Here is a 15,894-nt window from a genome sequence, read left to right as displayed (position 1 = left end):
TGCCCGAGGGGCATGCCGGGCGACCCGGGACCGGCGTTTTTGGACGGTCGGCTTTTCTGGATGTCTCCGGGCGGTCAACGCACCCGGACGCGCACGGTGTGCGTGGCGCCCCGGCTCTTGCTCAGGTCACCGAAGGTCACGGTGGTCACCGCCGAACCGGTCCGGACACCGGTGACGCTCTCCGCCTTGGACAGCACCGACTTGACGTGCCGCTGCCAGGTGAGGGTCAGGCCAGTGACGGTGCGGGACGGGTCGGAGACACTGATCGTGGCGGTGCCGTCGCGCTTCTCGTGGATCTGTACGCAGACCGGGGCGCTCGCCGTGACCTTGCCCGCCGTGCCCGCCGCCCAGAAGTTGATGCCGGTGAAGCCGAGGGAGGGAACGCTGATGCCGGTGCGTCCGGCGTCATTGGCGAGGATCCGCAGCCAGCCGGTGTCCGCGGCGCGGGCGGCGGTGCGCTTGCTGCTCGCGCCCGGCAGCATGATGTAGGCGTAGGAACTGTCCGCCGGGTCGGTGCCGTGGTCCTGCCACAGGGTCATGTAGCGGCGGGTCTCGGCCGTGCCGGTCCCGCCGTCGTTGATGTCCTTCCAGGCGCCGGTGCGTTCCTCGCGCAGTGCACGCAGTTCGGTGCCGCCGGGGAAGACGTAGCCGGCGTGCCCGTCGAGGTGGGCCCAGGTGGTCCGGCGGGTGGTGGTCCAGCCCTGGGTGGTGGGCTGGGCCCTGCCGTCGAGCAGCAGCCGCGGTGTGCCGCTCGTGCCGAGGCAGCGGTTGTCGACGACCGTCTCGACGCCCGCGCCGTCGGCGGAGGTGATGCCGGAGCCGAGACAGACCACGCAGTCGTCGAGCCAGAACCACGACTTGCGGGCGTGCATCGTGCTCGCCAGGCCCTGGAGGTGCTGGCCGGTGGTGCCGAACTCGCCGTCGCCGGTGCCGCCGACCCACTTCGTGCCCGGCTTCGGGTTGGCCCAGGCGCCGCCCTCCCCGTCGGCGAGCTTCTTCCGGGAGACGGTGGTGCCGGGCAGCCGGTACGGGTCGACGGTCGGCCAGTACGCGTCCGAGTACTGATCGAGACCCGTGCCGTCGCCCCACCACTGCAGCCAGCCCGCGCCGGTGTGCCAGCCGCGCTTGTTCTCCCCGTTGCCGAACTCGTAGTGCGCGATCCGCTCGGAGGCCATCGAGAGACCGGCGCCCCAGCCGCGGCGGCGGTGGGTGGCCCGGTCCATGTTGTGGAAGACCCGGTGCGCGGACGGCTCCGGGGACGCGGTGACGGCCGAGTCGTCCAACAGGGCCTGCAACCGAGCGGTGTTGACCAGGCTCAGCGACCCGGCCCTGAGGGCGGGGGCGTAGTGGTCGCGCTGCAGCCAGCCCTTGACCATGGCGCGCCAGCGGGCGTTCTCCTCGGGGCCGGCGCCCATGCCGAGCAGCACGATGGAGGCCATCACGCCGTGGGCGCGGGTGTGGTCGCTGGAGCCGACGCGGGTGATTCCGCGGCCGGAGACGTTGTCCATCATCAGGCCGTCGTAGATGAACGGGGCGATGGCCGCGTCGATCGTGTCGAGGAACTGCCGGCTGCCCGGATCGGTGATCTCCCAGGTCGAGCCGCGCAGCAGGGCGAAGAGCCTGCCGAGACCGTCGTTGAGGACCGCGCCGTAACCACCGATGTACGGGATGGAGGTGTGCTGGACGAACGAGCCGTCCGGGTAGAAGCCGTCGCCGGTCGTGACGTACGGGAAGACCGGCGAGAGCGCGGCGACCGCGAGCGCGATCTTGGCGGTACTGGCGCCGACGATGCCGCGCAGGATCATGCCGCGGCACAGGTCGACGCGGTTGGCGCCGGTGCTGGTGCCGGTGTACGAGCCGACGGCGGAGTCGGGCAGGAACTTGTCCACGGCATTGCAGTAGTTGGCACGTTGGGCGTCCGACAGGGCGTCGTACAGCAGCACGCAGGTGTCCATGAGGGCCTGCGGCGCGCCGATCTGCCAGTTCCACCAGTTCCCGTAACGGGCCGTCGACTCGTTGAAGACATCGGCGTACAGGTGGTCGAGGCCGGTGATGACCGCGTCCCTGAGGCCGGTGTCGCCGGTGAGCCCGGTGCCGGGCTGGGAGTACGCCTCCGCCATGGTGCGCAGCCGGTTGTAACTGGTGTTCATGTTGGCGGAGAAGCCGAACGACTCGGTGTCGGTGTCCGGGTCGGGGTCGAGATGGACCAGGTCCGGCCAGACGGAGCCGCGTGCCGGCGCCATCGTGGAACGGAAACCGCTTGCCTGGGTACCGAGGTCGGCGAGCTTGGACTTGAAGGGCTCGGCGGTCGGGCTGAAGCCGGTTCCCAGGTACAGATCGCGCCACTTCGCACGGAGGGCGGCAAACTCGTCGGCGGCGTCGGCAGCGGTGGTGGAGGCGGCGGAAGCCGGGAGGGCGGCGGGGCCGGAGGCGGACGCGGCGGTCGGGAGACCGAGGGCGAGCGCCGCACCGCCGCCCGTGGCCAGCAGTGCACGACGGGACCAGGCAGTTGTCATCGAAGCTCCGGGGGAGAGTGAGCCAGTGCAGGAATGCCAGCGTGGTAAGCGTTTTCTAACATGGGGGCGTCGGGGGACTCAAGGGGTCGCCCGGGTCGCTGTCGGGCCCGCCGGGAGCGGGTGCGCCCGGGGCCGTCCGTGCCGGTGGCGGACGACCGGTGGGCGGGGCATGGCCGGGTGCCGGTAACCGGCCGCCGGTGTACGGGAGTTCGGTTCGACGCCACGGAGACGGCGAGCGGTTGCGGAGGGCGGTGGGCGGGTCCGGGGGCGGCGAACCGTTGAGAAGGTGATGAACCGTTACCAAGGCGGCAGGTGATCGTGAAGGTGATGAACCGTTACCGAAGTGGCGAACCTCTACGAAGGTGACGAACCTTTACCGGGGCGGCGGACCGTCGTGAAGACGGCGTCCTGTCACCGGGGCGGCGGACCGTCGTGAAGGCGGCGTCCTGTCATCGGGGCGGCGAACCGTCGCGAAGGCGGCATCCCGTCACCGGAGCGGCGGCCCGAACCGGGCCTGCGGACGGATCAGCCGTTCCGCGTGCCGGGCTCCTCCGGCGCGTCCGGGATCGGCTGCTCGGCCCAGATCGTCTTGCCGCGCCGGGTGTAACGGCTGCCCCAGCGCGTGGTGAGCTGCGCGACCAGATACAGGCCGCGGCCGCCCTCGTCCGTGAGCAGGGCCCGGCGCATGCGGGGCTGGGTGGCGCTGGGGTCGGAGACCTCGCAGGTCAGCTGACCCGCGCGGATCAGCCGAACCTCGACCGGGCCGCCGGCGTGCCGGATGGCGTTGGTGGCCAGCTCGCTCAACACCAGCTCGGTGGTGAAGACGAGCTCCTCCAGCCCCCAGGCGCGCAGCTGCTGTGCCGCGTCCTGCCTGAGCCGGGCGACGGCGGCCGGGTCGGCGGCCACCGGCCAGACGGCCGTGTTGCCGGCCGGTACCGCATGGGTGCGGGCGAGCAACAGGGTCACGTCGTCGGCGAGTTGATGCGCGGGCCGGGCGGAGATGATCTCCTTGCCGAGCTCGCGCAACGGGGCGGTGGTGGCGCCGGGGCGGGCCAGCCGACGGCTCAGCTCCGCCATGCCCTCGTCGAGGTCGCTGTCGCGTCCCTCGATCAGCCCGTCGGTGTAGAGCGCGAGCAGGCTGCCGGGCGCCAGTTCCACCTCGGTCACCTCGAAGGGCAGACCGTTGACGCCCAGCGGCGGTCCGGGATTGAGGGGCACGTACGAGACGGTTCCGTCCGGATCCACGACGGCGGGCGGGGGGTGTCCGGCGGAGACCATCGCGCAGCGCCGGGCGACCGGGTCGTAGACGGCGTACAGGCAGGTGGCGCCGACCGGGTCGGACCGGAGACCGCCGGTTTCCCGGTCTTCGTCCGGCCGGGTGACGGGGCTGGGCCGATCGGGCCCGTCGTGCCGGTCGGGCCCGTCGTGCCGGCCGGGTTCGTCGTGCCGGCTGGGTTCGTCGTGCTGGTCGGGCCCGTCGTGCTGGTCGGTTCCGTCGTGCTGGCCGGGTTCGTCGCGGAGCTGGGAGACCAGGTCGTCGAGGTGGACCATCAGCTCGTCCGGCTCCAGATCGAGGTCGGCGAGGGTGCGGACGGCGGTACGAAGCCGCCCCATGGTGGCGGTGGCTCCCAGTCCGTGGCCGACCACGTCCCCGGCGACCAGGGCGACCCGCGCGGAGGACAGCGGGATCACGTCGAACCAGTCGCCGCCGACGCCGGTTGCGGTGTCGGCCGGCAGATAGAAGCCGGAGGTGGTCACGGCGACGGTCTCGGCCTGTGCGGGCGGCAGCAGACTGCGTTGCAGGCCGACGGCGGCCCGGTGTTCCCGGGTGTAGCGGCGGGCGTTGTCCAGGGCGAGGGCCGCGCGGGCGGCGATCTCGCACAGGAGGTCCAGGTCGGCCGGTGCGTAGTCGGGCCGGTCGGGGCCGCGCCGTACGGTCACCCGGCCCAGGAAGCTGCCCCGGGCCCGCAGCGGGGCGGTCATCGACGAGGGGGAGCCGCCGAGGGACGGGGCGGAGCCGGCATCGGCCGGGACCACGGTGCCGGTCGGCACCTCCTCGGCCCGCTCCCCGGCCGCCGCGGTCCGCCGGAGCGGCACCGTGCCGTCCTCGCCGGGAGCCGGTTCCTCGCCCGTGAACACCGCCGGCGCGATCTCCACCACGGCGAGGTCGGCCAGTCCGGGCACCAGTACGGCGGCCAGCTCCTCACCGGTGCCGGTGACGGACAGCGATCCGCCGACGGCCGCGGTGGCGTGATGCAGGATCGCCAGGCGCTCGTCGGAACGGCGCTGCTCGGTGACGTCCGTGAACAGCGCGGTGACGCCGAAGACCTGCCCGTCCGGTGCCTGGAGCCGGAACGCCGAGACGGCCATCACCACCCCGCCGCCCGGATCCTCGATGGTCCGTACGGTGTCCTCCGCCAGGATCAGCGGCCGGCCGGTCCGCAGCACCTCGCGCAGCCGCCGCTCGATCGCCGCCGCGTCCGCTTCCTGGAGGAAGTCCCCCAGGCGCCGGTTGCGCAGGTCGGGCGGGAGGCCGGTGTACGGCAGCAGATGGGTGTTGGTCCTGACCAGCCGCAGCTCCGCGTCGAACACGGCGAGACCCAGCCGGTCCTGGAGGAAGAGTTCCCGGGTGAACGCCTGGTCCTGCTGCCACCGGGCGACCTTCCCGGCGGGCGCCCCGAGCACGAAGTACCGGGCCGGGCCCCCGGCCCCCTCGGCTCCGGCACCGTTCTCGGGCCCCGCCAGCGGGAAGACCTGGAAGACGACGGTCAGCGCCTCGCCCCGGCCGGTACGCACCACCGCCTCGCCCGACCAGCCGCCCACCGGCCGCCCGCCCGGCGGTCCGGGCAGTCCGGCCGGATCCGCGAGCAGCTTCCGGGCGGGCCGGCCGCAGACACGGTCGGCGGGGAGCGAGAGGAGCTCCTGCGCCGCGGGCGTCCAGCCGATGACCACCCCGTCCGCATCGAGCAGGGCCCCGGCCGCGCTGTCCGCGAACGGGAGCCCGCTGTGCCCGGGGGTGCCCGGAAGGGTCTTGCGGTCCACCTCGTGCTCAGCTCCCTCTCACCGCCTGCCGACGGTCCCGCGCCGGGTCCACGGACGTCTCCATCATCCCTCCGCGGGCGTCGGCCGCCAGTCCCGGCGGCCGTCCGCCCGGGCGCGCCCGGCCGGACGGGTTGCGGACGGGACTCATGGACCGGTCCGTGGTGGGGCACTATTTCGTTCGGCCCTCCGTTCAGTCCTCCGTTCGGTCCTCCGCTCAGTCACTCCGCGGGAAGGTTCAGCATTTTGTCCGATCGCACCGATGGAAGCCGCGGTTCTCTGCTGGCGGTGAGCGACCTCCACGTGGGCATGGCGGAGAACCGTCCCCTCGTCGAGTCGTTGCGGCCCGGTACGGACGAGGACTGGCTGATCGTCGCCGGTGATGTCGCCGAGCGGATCGCGGACGTGGAGTGGGCGCTGCGGCTGCTCGCGGACCGGTTCTCACGGGTCGTCTGGGCCCCGGGGAACCACGAGTTGTGGACGCCCGAGCACGATCCGGTCCGACTGCGGGGCCAGGAGCGGTACGAGCACCTGGTCGAGCTCTGCCGGAGCCTGGGGGTGGACACTCCGGAGGACCCGTACCCGCTGTGGCCCGGCCCCGACGGTCCGGTGGCCGTCGCTCCGGTGTTCCTGCTGTACGACTACAGCTTCCGGGCGCCGGGCACGACGACCAAGGAGGAGTCCCTGGCGTACGCGCACCGGACGGGGGTGGTGTGCACCGACGAGTTCCTGCTGCACCCGGACCCGTACCCGAGCCGCGACGCCTGGTGCCGGGCGCGGGTGGCCCGGACGCAGGAGCGCCTGGCGGCGCACGATCCGGGGATCCCGCTGGTCATCGCCGGCCACTGGCCACTGGTGCGGGAACCGATGGACGTCCTGTGGTACCCCGAGTTCGCCCAGTGGTGCGGTACCGGGCTCACCGCCGACTGGCACCGGCGGTTCAACGTGGCGGCGGTGGTCTACGGACATCTGCACATACCCCGGACGACCTGGTACGACGGGGTGCGCTTCGAGGAGGTCTCGATCGGATACCCGAGGGAGTGGCGCAAGCGCGGCCACCCCAGGGGCCTGCTGCGGCGGATCCTTCCGTACGACGGCCGGGGCGGCGCCGACGCGCACGACGCCACCGGGCAGGGGCCCGTCAGCGATGGCCCAGCACGTTGACGACCTGACCGTTCGGGTCGCGGACGAAGAAGCGGCGTACGCCCCATTCCTCGTCGCGCAGCGGGTAGACGATCTCCGCGCCGCTCTCCCGCATGGCTGCGTGCACCGCGTCCACGTCCTCCACCTCGATGCTCAGGTCTGGCGTGACCGGGGCGGTCGCGTCGGGCCCCATGACGCTGAGCTGGGCCGTGGGGTCGGACGCGGAGGCGAGCGTCATGATCCAGCCGTGGTTCATGACCTCCCGCAGGCCCAGCCGGCCGTAGAACTCCGCGGTCCGCTCCATCCCTTCGGCGGTGGGCCCAGCGGTGGTACGGATGTTGGGGACGACTCTGCGGACGGACATCGGCAACTCCTGTCGCGGGACTGGCTCCTTGCCGCCCGGCACCGGTTGACCCGACGCGGGTCAGATGACCGGCGGCCGTCCCAGTTTCGTCATCTGCCACACCGTGCGCCACCGCATCGGCTGCCTTCGCCCGCACGGGGTACGGACGCCCTCGGCGAAGCCGCCGGCCCAGGCGCGCAGCCCCGTCGCCGACCGGGTGCGGGCCACGGTGAGCAGGGTCCAGGTGCCCAGGTAGGCGGGGACCAGGGGGAGGGGAAGGTTCCGGCGGGCCAGCCAGACCCGGTTGCGGGCCGTCATCCGGTAGTAGACGGAGTGCCTGGCCGGGGAGGTCCTGGGGTGCTGGAGCAGCAGATCGGGCTCGTAGAGGATCTTCCAGCCCGCGTCGAGCGCCCGCCAGGACAGGTCCGTCTCCTCGTGTTCTCCTCCCACGGAGCGCTACACATGCGGCTTGACGTGGGATGACACGTCACAGGCACGTATGGGAGGCGGAGAAGGGCGACATCGCGCGACGTTTACCCGCGTCAAATGAGCGTCACGGTCGAGACCGGCCTGATTTGCCGAAGCAGCCACTGTCGCCAGAAGGCTGGGCCTACGACAGCGCGACAGGGTGGCCCGCCGACTGGCGCGAGGCAACACCGAAAGTGTCCTTGATCGGCCGGACCAGTCCCACACCCGGTAGCAGGCGGCCCGCCACCGGTCTCAGCGAAGATGTGGAGCTACGCGACCAACAACCGGCGAAGTCCACGAGACGCGGCCTACAGCGCCAAGTTCGCCTCAGCTTCTTCGGCTTTCCGTCACCAGTTTCGATGGTCCTCCACGAGGTTGGCGATGAGCGCGAGCAGCGCGTCGGCCCGGGAACGGTCCTCGTGCTGAGTGTGCAGGGCCTGGTCTGCGGCCCTGAGCCGGGCCAGGGCGGCCGGTTCGCCGTCCATCACGTCGTCGATCAGCGGCTCAGTGATCAGGTCCAGGCACTCGGTGAGCAGCCGCCGGGTAGCGGGGAACGGTGGGTTGGGGGTGGGGGCTGCGAACGCCTGAGTCAGGTAGCGTGCCGGATCCGTGAGACTCCAGCCGACGACGGTGCCGTGCTGGACGAGGAGGGCCACATCGGGGGCAATGCCGATGCGGGCCTCCAGCGGCTCGTTGAGGACGTCGCGGTCGCGCAGACCGGTCAGCAAGGTGTCCCCGGGAGTGCGGCACAGCACCTCGCACACCTCCAGCCGGAAGTCCCGGACCTCGTCCGCGCGGAACCCACCCGGGCGTACTGCGGGCAAGGGGATGACGCGGGCGGTGTCCTCGACGGAAACGGACTCCGCCGGCATTTGGAACTCGGCACCGGCCAGTCTCCGGCTGTCCGGGTCGAACCGGAGAACGTCGGACGTATCCCACAACCGTTCCTGACTGCCGAAAGTGGCCAGGAGGAACCGCTCACGTTCCTTCACGTTCGCGTAGTGAGCGATGTCCACGGAGTTGCCCGAGAAACGGGGAACGATGGTCAGCGGATCGGCTGTCACCGTCGCGTGCCAGTCGTTGCCGAAGGTCAATCTCATGGTCGCTTTTCCCTCATTCGTTCCGCGGGGGGCATGAATCCGCCGTTGCCCGGAATCCTTCCCTCCACGATGTCCCTGTCGGTGACCGGCGCACCCGGGTCCGTGGCCTTGCCGCCCAGCGCGTTCGCCCCGGACAAGCCCTTGGTGCCCGACGGGCCGTACGCCGTGATGGCCTGGCCGGCTTGGGAACCCGGCCCATGGGTCACGACGACGTCCTCGCCCTGCCGGAAGATGAGTTTTCCGGCGGTGCCCGACGACTGGTACACCGCGTCCGAGTTCTTGAGGATCTCCAGGACCTTTTCGTCGCTGAAGTTGTGCCTCTCGTCTCCGTGGTACTTGCGGTGCTTGCGGAGCGTGCCGTCCTGTGCCCTTTCCCTGACGCCGTCCGCGGCCTTCAGGGCTTTCTCCCTGGCTTTCTCTTGCCTGGCCTGCTCGGCCCTTTCCTCCTCCGTGCAGGACTTCCGGCCCAGCGGATCGCACCCCGCGTAGGGGTTGTCCACGTAGCCGACGGGATTCGGTGCAGGAGCCAGCCCCAGCGGGTCCGGGGAAGTGTAGCGGCCGGTCTCGGGGTCATAATGGCGGAAGCAGTTGTAGTGGAGCCCGGTCTCGGGGTCGAAGTACTGTCCGGGGAAGCGCAGCGGAATGTACGCGCTGCTGTCCCGGGCCCAGGCCGTGGTGCCCCACAGGGTGCTCCGGCCGCGCCAGGCGATGGCACCCGACTCGTCGATCAGCTCGGTCGGAGTGCCGATAAGGTCGGTTGCGATTGCCGTCGTTCGTGGTGAGTTTCAGGTGGTAGCCACCGTGGTGCACGATCGACGTCGGGGCGCCTGTCTCGTCGTACTCGAAGGTGATCCACCGGTTGTTGCGGTCGTCGATCTGGGCCAGGAGTGCCAGCTCGCCGTTGGGCTGGTCGACGAAGTGCCGGACCTGGCCGGTCTCCGGGTCGGTGACGGTGTAGCCGTCGTCCACCCGGTCCAAAGGCCAGCGCCGACCATGCGTGGGCATGACGGGAACGCCGGGCGCTGGATGCAGATAGGCCAGCAGTCACCCCCGAATCCTCACCGGAGACCTCGGGCGTTCGCTTCGCGTGGCCGGAGCCATCGGCGCCGCCCCGGATACGGCATGACCTCAGAGTCGTTGGACTACGGGACAGCCCTTAGCATCGGCACTCTGCCGACCACTGGAGTTTGTTGCTATGTCGTTGCCGCGTATCGGAGTTGTCATCGTGACCATGGGAACCCGCCCACGGGAGCTGGAGGCTCTACTCGCTTCGGTGGAGAAGCAGGATGTCCCTGCGGCACGGGTGGTTCTGGTGGGCAATGCAACACCCCTCACCGAGGTCACGACGGACGCGACCAAGATCCCGTTGGAAGAGAATCTGGGCTGCCCCGGTGGTCGCAACGTCGGGCTTGAGATGTTGCGCGATTCGGACGACGTCGACGTCGTCATCGAACTGGACGACGATGGCCTGCTCATCGCCGACGACGTCTTCCGTAAGGTCCAGCAACTGTTCGCAGAAGACTCGAAGCTGGGAATCATCGGATTCAGGGTTGCTGACGAGCACGGGCACACCGAGCGACGCTGGGTGCCCCGGCTGCGGGCCGACGATCCGATGCGCCGCGGTCTTGTGACCGCCTTCCTCGGCGGTGGACATGCCTTCTCGATGCCCATGCTCCGGCAGACCGGCTTGTGGGCGGGGGAGTTCTTCTTCGGGCACGAAGAGTCCGATCTGGCATGGCGTGCGCTCGATGAGGGATGGAAGATCCTGTACGAACCCGATCTCGTCCTTCAACACCCGAAGACCTCGCCGGCCCGGCACGCGGTCTACTACCGGTTCACCGCCCGTAACCGGGTCTGGCTGGCCCGCCGTCGGCTTCCAGTCCTCTTGATTCCGGTCTACCTCGGTGTGTGGATCCTGCTCACCACGGCGCGGACCCGGTCCCTTATGGGCCTGAAGGCGTGGTGGGGCGGATTCTTCGAGGGCGTACGGACGTCGTGCGGCCCGCGTAAGCCGATGAAGTGGCACACAGTATGGCGTATGACCCGGTTGGGGCGCCCGCCGATCCTCTGAAGCTCATCGCCCAGACCTCAGCCGTCCGTGGAGGAGCGCGAGCTGTTCGTGAGACGGGCCGAGTGCGTTCCCGTCCGCAGGGGGCTGGGAGTGGTTGTTGTCCCGGGCTGCGGCGCCGGTTCGTCAGTGTGTGGTGATCCGCAGCCAGTGCGCGGAGCTGCTGTTTGAGGGTGGTGCTCTCGGTGGTCAGCCGCTGGACTGCATCTACGGGGAAGCCGAGCTTGAGGTCGCGGATGCGGGCCATGAGTTCACCGATGTGCCGACGCCGGGCCTGGATCTTTGCCGCCGACTGGCTCAGTCCCTCCTCGACGTTCAGCGCGCGTTCGCGCCAGGACGCGGCCACCGCTTCGGTGGTCACCTGCCTGCTGTGCGCCTGACGGCCCTCGGCGTGAGCCGCAGCCTCGGTGACCAGCTGCCGGACGATGCGTGGTTCGGACACGGTCGGCACTCATGCCCCGGGATCCTTCGGCGGGGCATGGTGCCGGGGCCTGCCGCTACGGGCCGGGCGGGGTCCGCGGACGTGCCGCGACGCGTCGCACATGCCCGGCGAAGACGGCCGCCGCGTCGGGGGTCAGGGTGCGCAGGGCCACCATCGCGGTCACGATGACGTCGCAGAGTTCGGCCTCCACGTCCTGCCAGGAGTGGGTGGCACCCTTGCGCGGGTTCTGGCCGGTGGCCCCGATGACGGCCTGGGCGACCTCTCCCACCTCCTCCGACAGCTTCAGCATCCGCAGCAGCAGATCCTGCTCGGGCGGGATGCCGGTCTCCGCTTCGAGCCAGTCGTGCAGCTCGTCGATGGCCGTCCAGGTGTCGTGATCCCGGTCGGGACACGGGGCCGGGCGGCCGGCCGCGTGGTCGGCCGGGCCGGGGGCGCGGGTGCTCTGCTGGTCCATGGAGCCAGCCTGCCAGTCGGCCATCGCACGCCGGGCGTGGGTGTACGACCCCTCAGCCGTCGATGCGGGCCCCCGTACCGCTCACCCGCACCCGGGCGTCGTCCGCCCGCAGCTCTACCGTGAGCGTGCCGGGGCGGCCCATGTCCTCGCCCTGGTGGAGGGTGAGGACGGCGGTGCCGGGGACGAGGGACCGGTCGCGCAGATAGGCGCCGAACGCGGCGGCGGCCGCGCCCGTGGCGGGATCCTCGACGACGCCGCCGACCGGGAACGGGTTGCGGACGTGGAAGACGTCCGGCGCCTGCCGCCAGACCAGTTGCAGGGTCGTCAGGTCCAGCCGGTGCATCAGCGCTTCGAGGCGCGCGAAGTCGTAGGAGAGGCCGGCGAGGCGTTCCCGGGTCGCGGCGGCCAGCACCAGGTGGCGGGCGCCCGCGAAGGCGATCCGGGGCGGCAGCGCCGGGTCGAGGTCGGCGGCCGGCCAGTCCAGGGCGGCGAGCGCCTCGGCCAGGTCCTCGGGGGCGATGTCCAGGACGCTCGGTTCGACGCTGGTGAGCGTGGCGCGCAGCTCGGCGCCCTCTTGGGTGACGGTGACCGGGACCGTGCCCGCGGCCGTACGGAACACCAGATCGCCGGGGCCGTCGCGCTCGGCCAGCGCGAGGGCCGTCGCCACGGTGGCGTGGCCGCAGAACGGGACCTCGGCCTTCGGGCTGAAGTAGCGGACGGTGTACTCCCGCGCCCCCGCCTGGCCCGGCCCGCTCCGTCCGGTCAGGAACGCCGACTCGCTGTACCCCAGCTCCGCCGCGACGGCGAGCATCGCGGCATCGTCGAGCCCGGAGGCGTCGAGGACGACTCCAGCAGGGTTGCCGCCCTCGGGATCGGCGGAGAACGCGGTGTAGCGGAGGACCTCGGTACCTGAATGTCGGCTCATACCGCACGTCAACCCTGTCGCGGCCCGGCTCATTCCCGTTCCGCTACGGCTGGCCCGGCCGTAGCGGAACGGCCCCGGGCACCGGCTCAGTGGCAGTTCTTGGTGCCCTTGCCGGTCTTCGTCCAGGAGCAGGAGTCCTGGAGCTTGCCGTTCGGCTTGATCAGCCGGGCCTTGTCGCCGGTGTTGTTCCAGACGTACGAACCGCGGTTCCAGTACACGTTGCCCGACGCGTTCCTGCCCTTGCCGGTGTGGACCTTGACCGTCTTGCCCGCGGCGATGGTGTAGCTGCCGAAGGTGTACGTGTAGCCGGTGTTGTCCTTGAGCTTGTAGCCCTTGAGCTGGAGCTTCGACTTGCCGTAGTTGTGGATGTCCACCCACTCGGCGTTCAGCGACGTGTTGCTGCGGTTGTCCTTGCCGGGGCTGTCGTACTGGATCTTCCCGAGGTGCAGCCCGCCCTGGTGCGCGGCGGCGGAGGCGGGGGCCGCGACGAGCAGCGAGCCGGCCAGGGCGGTGGCGGCGGCCAGGGCGAGGGGAGCCGCGGTACGTATGCGCATGTTGTGTTCCTTGTGTGGAGTTCCGGTGAAGGAGTGTCAGCATAAGGGCAGCGCAAGGCGTTGCGGTACGCGGGTGCTCGTTCCGCCCGGAGTCCGTTCGGACGGTGACAACCGCCCCGGCCGGGCGGCGTGTTGGAGGCGGCTCCGCCGGCCGCGCCCCCGTCAGCCGCGTCCCACGTACGGCATCGCCGTCGCCAGTACCGTCGCGAACTGCATGTTCGCCTCCAGGGGCAGCTCGGCCATGTGGAGCACCGTCCGCGCCACGTCCGCCGCCGCCATCACCGGCTCGACCGCGAGTTCGCCGTTGGCCTGGAGAACGCCGGTCCGCATCTGTTCGGTCATGTCCGTGGCCGCGTTGCCGATGTCGATCTGCCCGCAGGCGATCCGGTACGGGCGCCCGTCCAGTGACAGCGACTTCGTCAGCCCGGTCATGGCGTGCTTGGTCGTGGTGTAGGCGACCGAGTGGGGACGCGGCGCATGGGCCGAGATCGAGCCGTTGTTGATGATCCGGCCCCCCTGTGGGTCCTGTTCCTTCATCAGCCGGTACGCCGCCTGCGCGCACAGGAACGCACCCGTCACGTTCACGTCCACCACCGCTCGCCAGTCCGCCACCGCGAGGTCCTCCACGGGGACGGAACGCGGGCCGAACGTACCCGCGTTGTTGAAGAGCAGATCGAGGCGGCCGAAGCACTCCCGTACCGACGAGAAGAGCGCGGTCACGTCCTCGGGGCGGGACACATCGGCGGGGACGGTGATCACCCGGGCGTTCTCGCCGGCCAGCGCGGCCGTCGCGGCGAGCGGCTCGGGCCGTCGCCCCGCGAGCGCCACCGACCAGCCGGCCCCGGTCAGGGCGAGCGCCACCGCGCGGCCGATGCCGGAACCCGCGCCCGTCACGACCGCCGTCTTCGGATCGGAGTTCAACACTTTGTTGCTCATGGGGCCGCAGCGTACGCCCTGCCGCCCCGGCGACACATGAGGCCGCACGGGGCCAAGACGGCACGTACGGCGGCGCGTTCGCGGCCCGCCCGGCCGGTGGGGCCGATCGCCGGCCCGTCACGGATGCGCGCTTTGTCCCCGTGAACCCAGTGCTGCCGCATTCCTCATCCACCCGACGCCCGAGCGACGCGAACACGACAGCCGCCCGATGCGCGGGACCGGTGGACTGCCGTAGTACATCACCAGCCAGGGGAGCGACAGATGACACACTCATCGCACCAGCAGGAGATGCGCGACGCGGCCGGGCAGGTCGGCCGCCGCCGTTTCCTCACCGTCACCGGAGCCGCAGCCGCGCTCGCCTTCTCGGTCAACCTGCCCGCCGCGGGCACCGCGAGCGCCGCCGAGCTGGACGCGAAGAAGATCACCGACGACCCGTTCACCCTCGGCGTCGCCTCCGGTGACCCGCTGCCCGACTCGGTCCTGCTGTGGACGAGACTCGCACCGCGCCCGTACGAACCCGGCAGCGGACTGCCCAGGAACCGGGTGCGGGTGCGCTGGGAGCTCGCCCGCGACGAGCGCTTCTCCCGCATCGTGCGACGCGGATCGGTCACCGCCCACCCGGAGTTCGACCACAGCGTCCACGTCGAGGTCAAGGGCCTGGACGCCGACCGCGTCCTCTACTACCGCTTCCGCACCGGAACGTGGACCAGCCCCGTCGGCCGGACCCGCACCGCGCCCGCCCGCGGCGCCCGCAACAGCTCGCTGAGCCTGGCCGCCGTCTCCTGCCAGGCGTACCACGACGGCTACTTCACCGCGTACAAGCACCTCGCCCAGGAGGACGTCGACGTCGTCTTCCACCTCGGCGACTACCTCTACGAGTACGCCGTCAACGCCACCGGCGGCGCCCGCAACCACACCGACCTCAGGCTCCCCGCCCACTACAACCGGGAGACGGTCACGCTGGAGGACTACCGGCTGCGGTACGGCCTCTACAAGTCCGACCCCGATCTGCGCGCCGCCCACGCCGCGCACCCCTTCGTCGTCACCTGGGACGACCACGAGACCGAGAACAACTACGCGGGCGAGACCCCCGAGAACGACGTCCCGCCGGAGGAGTTCCTGCTGCGCCGCGCCGCCGCGTACCGCGCGTACTGGGAGAACCAGCCGCTGCGCGCCCCGCAGCGGCCCACCGGCCCCGACATGAGGCTCTACCGGCGCCTGCAGTTCGGCCGGCTCGCCCAGTTCGACATCCTCGACACCCGCCAGTACCGCAGCGACCAGGCGTACGGCGACGGCTGGCAGACGCCGGGACCGGAGTCCCAGGACCCGTCGCGCACCATGACCGGCGCCACCCAGGAGCGCTGGCTGATCGACGGCTGGCACGCCTCGCGGGCCACCTGGAACGTCGTACCGCAGCAGGTCACCTTCGCCCAGCGGCGCGACGTCCCCACCGACGCCTTCAAGCTGTCCATGGACGCCTGGGACGGCTACCCCGCCTCCCGGAGCCGCATCCTGAAGGGCGCCGAGGCCGCCGGGGTCGACAACCTGATGGTGCTGACCGGCGACGTGCACGTCGGCTACGGCTTCGACCTGAAGAAGGACTTCGACGACCCGGCGTCCCGCACCGTCGGCACGGAGATCGTCGCCACCTCGATCACCAGCGGCAAGGACGGCTCGGACCGGCCGGGCAGCTGGAACAACCAGATGCGGGCCAACCCGCACATGAAGTTCTTCAACGGCCGCCGCGGATACGCCGTCGTCACGCTGGGCCGGGAGCAGGCGCGCGCCGACTACCGCACGGTGTCCGCCGTCACCACCCCCGGCGCGCCCCTCTCGACGGCCGCGTCGTTCGTCACCGAGGTGGGCAACCAGGGCCTCACGCCCGCTTAGGGCCCCGGTCGCGTCC

The 15,894-nt window shown here is 71.1% G+C and carries 12 protein-coding genes and 2 pseudogenes; 4 read left to right on the top strand and 10 right to left on the bottom strand.

Translation table 11 applies throughout. The annotated features are described in order from the left end of the window. Positions 1–74: 74 nt before the first annotated feature. Complete coding sequence (locus AADR41_RS27310; RefSeq protein ID WP_342284056.1) at positions 75–2,516, bottom strand: polysaccharide lyase 8 family protein; 2,442 nt, start codon at positions 2,514–2,516, stop codon at positions 75–77. A gap of 525 nt (positions 2,517–3,041) precedes the next feature. After that, positions 3,042–5,558 (bottom strand): SpoIIE family protein phosphatase, encoded by a 2,517-nt coding sequence (locus AADR41_RS27305; RefSeq protein ID WP_342284055.1) that lies wholly within the window; start codon positions 5,556–5,558, stop codon positions 3,042–3,044. Positions 5,559–5,843: 285 nt separating this feature from the next. Between AADR41_RS27305 and AADR41_RS27300 the strand changes: the two genes are divergently transcribed. Further along, positions 5,844–6,719, top strand: coding sequence for a metallophosphoesterase family protein (locus tag AADR41_RS27300; RefSeq protein WP_446751114.1), 876 nt, complete (start codon positions 5,844–5,846; stop codon positions 6,717–6,719). Here AADR41_RS27300 and AADR41_RS27295 read toward each other — a convergent pair. The 4 genes and pseudogenes from AADR41_RS27295 to AADR41_RS27280 all read right to left on the bottom strand — a co-directional run. Next, the gene (locus AADR41_RS27295; protein ID WP_342284054.1) at positions 6,697–7,062 is read right to left on the bottom strand and encodes a VOC family protein; all 366 of its coding nucleotides are present in this window, start codon (positions 7,060–7,062) and stop codon (positions 6,697–6,699) included. The genes AADR41_RS27300 and AADR41_RS27295 overlap by 23 nt on opposite strands. A 60-nt stretch (positions 7,063–7,122) precedes the next feature. Next, positions 7,123–7,479, bottom strand: a pseudogene (locus AADR41_RS27290) (glycosyltransferase family 2 protein); the annotation flags it as partial. A 377-nt stretch (positions 7,480–7,856) separates the two neighbouring features. Further along, complete coding sequence (locus tag AADR41_RS27285) at positions 7,857–8,609, bottom strand: hypothetical protein (RefSeq protein ID WP_342284053.1); 753 nt, start codon at positions 8,607–8,609, stop codon at positions 7,857–7,859. Next, positions 8,606–9,385, bottom strand: a pseudogene (locus AADR41_RS27280) (RHS repeat domain-containing protein); the annotation flags it as partial. The pseudogene AADR41_RS27280 and the gene AADR41_RS27285, both read right to left, overlap by 4 nt. Before the next feature lie 419 nt (positions 9,386–9,804). On the opposite strand from AADR41_RS27280, the gene AADR41_RS27275 reads away from it, so the two are divergent. Together AADR41_RS27275 and AADR41_RS27270 are read left to right on the top strand one after the other, a co-directional pair. Beyond that, positions 9,805–10,680 (top strand): glycosyltransferase family 2 protein, encoded by an 876-nt coding sequence (locus AADR41_RS27275; RefSeq protein ID WP_342284052.1) that lies wholly within the window; start codon positions 9,805–9,807, stop codon positions 10,678–10,680. 242 nt (positions 10,681–10,922) lie between these two features. After that, positions 10,923–11,057, top strand: coding sequence for a hypothetical protein (locus AADR41_RS27270; RefSeq protein ID WP_342284051.1), 135 nt, complete (start codon positions 10,923–10,925; stop codon positions 11,055–11,057). A gap of 117 nt (positions 11,058–11,174) precedes the next feature. Here AADR41_RS27270 and AADR41_RS27265 read toward each other — a convergent pair whose 3' ends face one another. The 4 genes from AADR41_RS27265 to AADR41_RS27250 form a co-directional block, all read right to left on the bottom strand. Then, on the bottom strand, positions 11,175–11,573 hold the full coding sequence (locus AADR41_RS27265) for a MazG-like family protein (protein WP_342284050.1): 399 nt from the start codon (positions 11,571–11,573) through the stop codon (positions 11,175–11,177). A 52-nt stretch (positions 11,574–11,625) separates the two neighbouring features. Further along, positions 11,626–12,498: a PhzF family phenazine biosynthesis protein gene (locus AADR41_RS27260; protein ID WP_342284049.1), complete on the bottom strand. Its 873-nt coding sequence runs from the start codon at positions 12,496–12,498 to the stop codon at positions 11,626–11,628. An 86-nt stretch (positions 12,499–12,584) separates the two neighbouring features. Beyond that, a complete protein-coding gene (locus AADR41_RS27255) occupies positions 12,585–13,052 on the bottom strand; it encodes a lamin tail domain-containing protein (RefSeq protein ID WP_342284048.1) in 468 nt (155 codons plus the stop codon). A 162-nt stretch (positions 13,053–13,214) separates the two neighbouring features. Further along, positions 13,215–13,988 carry an SDR family oxidoreductase gene (locus AADR41_RS27250; RefSeq protein ID WP_342284047.1) on the bottom strand — a complete coding sequence of 258 codons (774 nt, stop codon included), beginning with the start codon at positions 13,986–13,988 and terminating at the stop codon, positions 13,215–13,217. Between the two features lie 261 nt (positions 13,989–14,249). Between AADR41_RS27250 and AADR41_RS27245 the strand changes: the two genes are divergently transcribed. After that, positions 14,250–15,878, top strand: coding sequence for an alkaline phosphatase D family protein (locus AADR41_RS27245; RefSeq protein ID WP_342284046.1), 1,629 nt, complete (start codon positions 14,250–14,252; stop codon positions 15,876–15,878). Positions 15,879–15,894 lie beyond the last annotated feature (16 nt).

It is taken from the genome of Streptomyces sp. CLV115 (assembly GCF_038448545.1).
Taxonomy (GTDB): domain Bacteria; phylum Actinomycetota; class Actinomycetes; order Streptomycetales; family Streptomycetaceae; genus Streptomyces; species Streptomyces sanglieri.
This window is presented reverse-complemented; position numbering and strand designations above follow the sequence as displayed.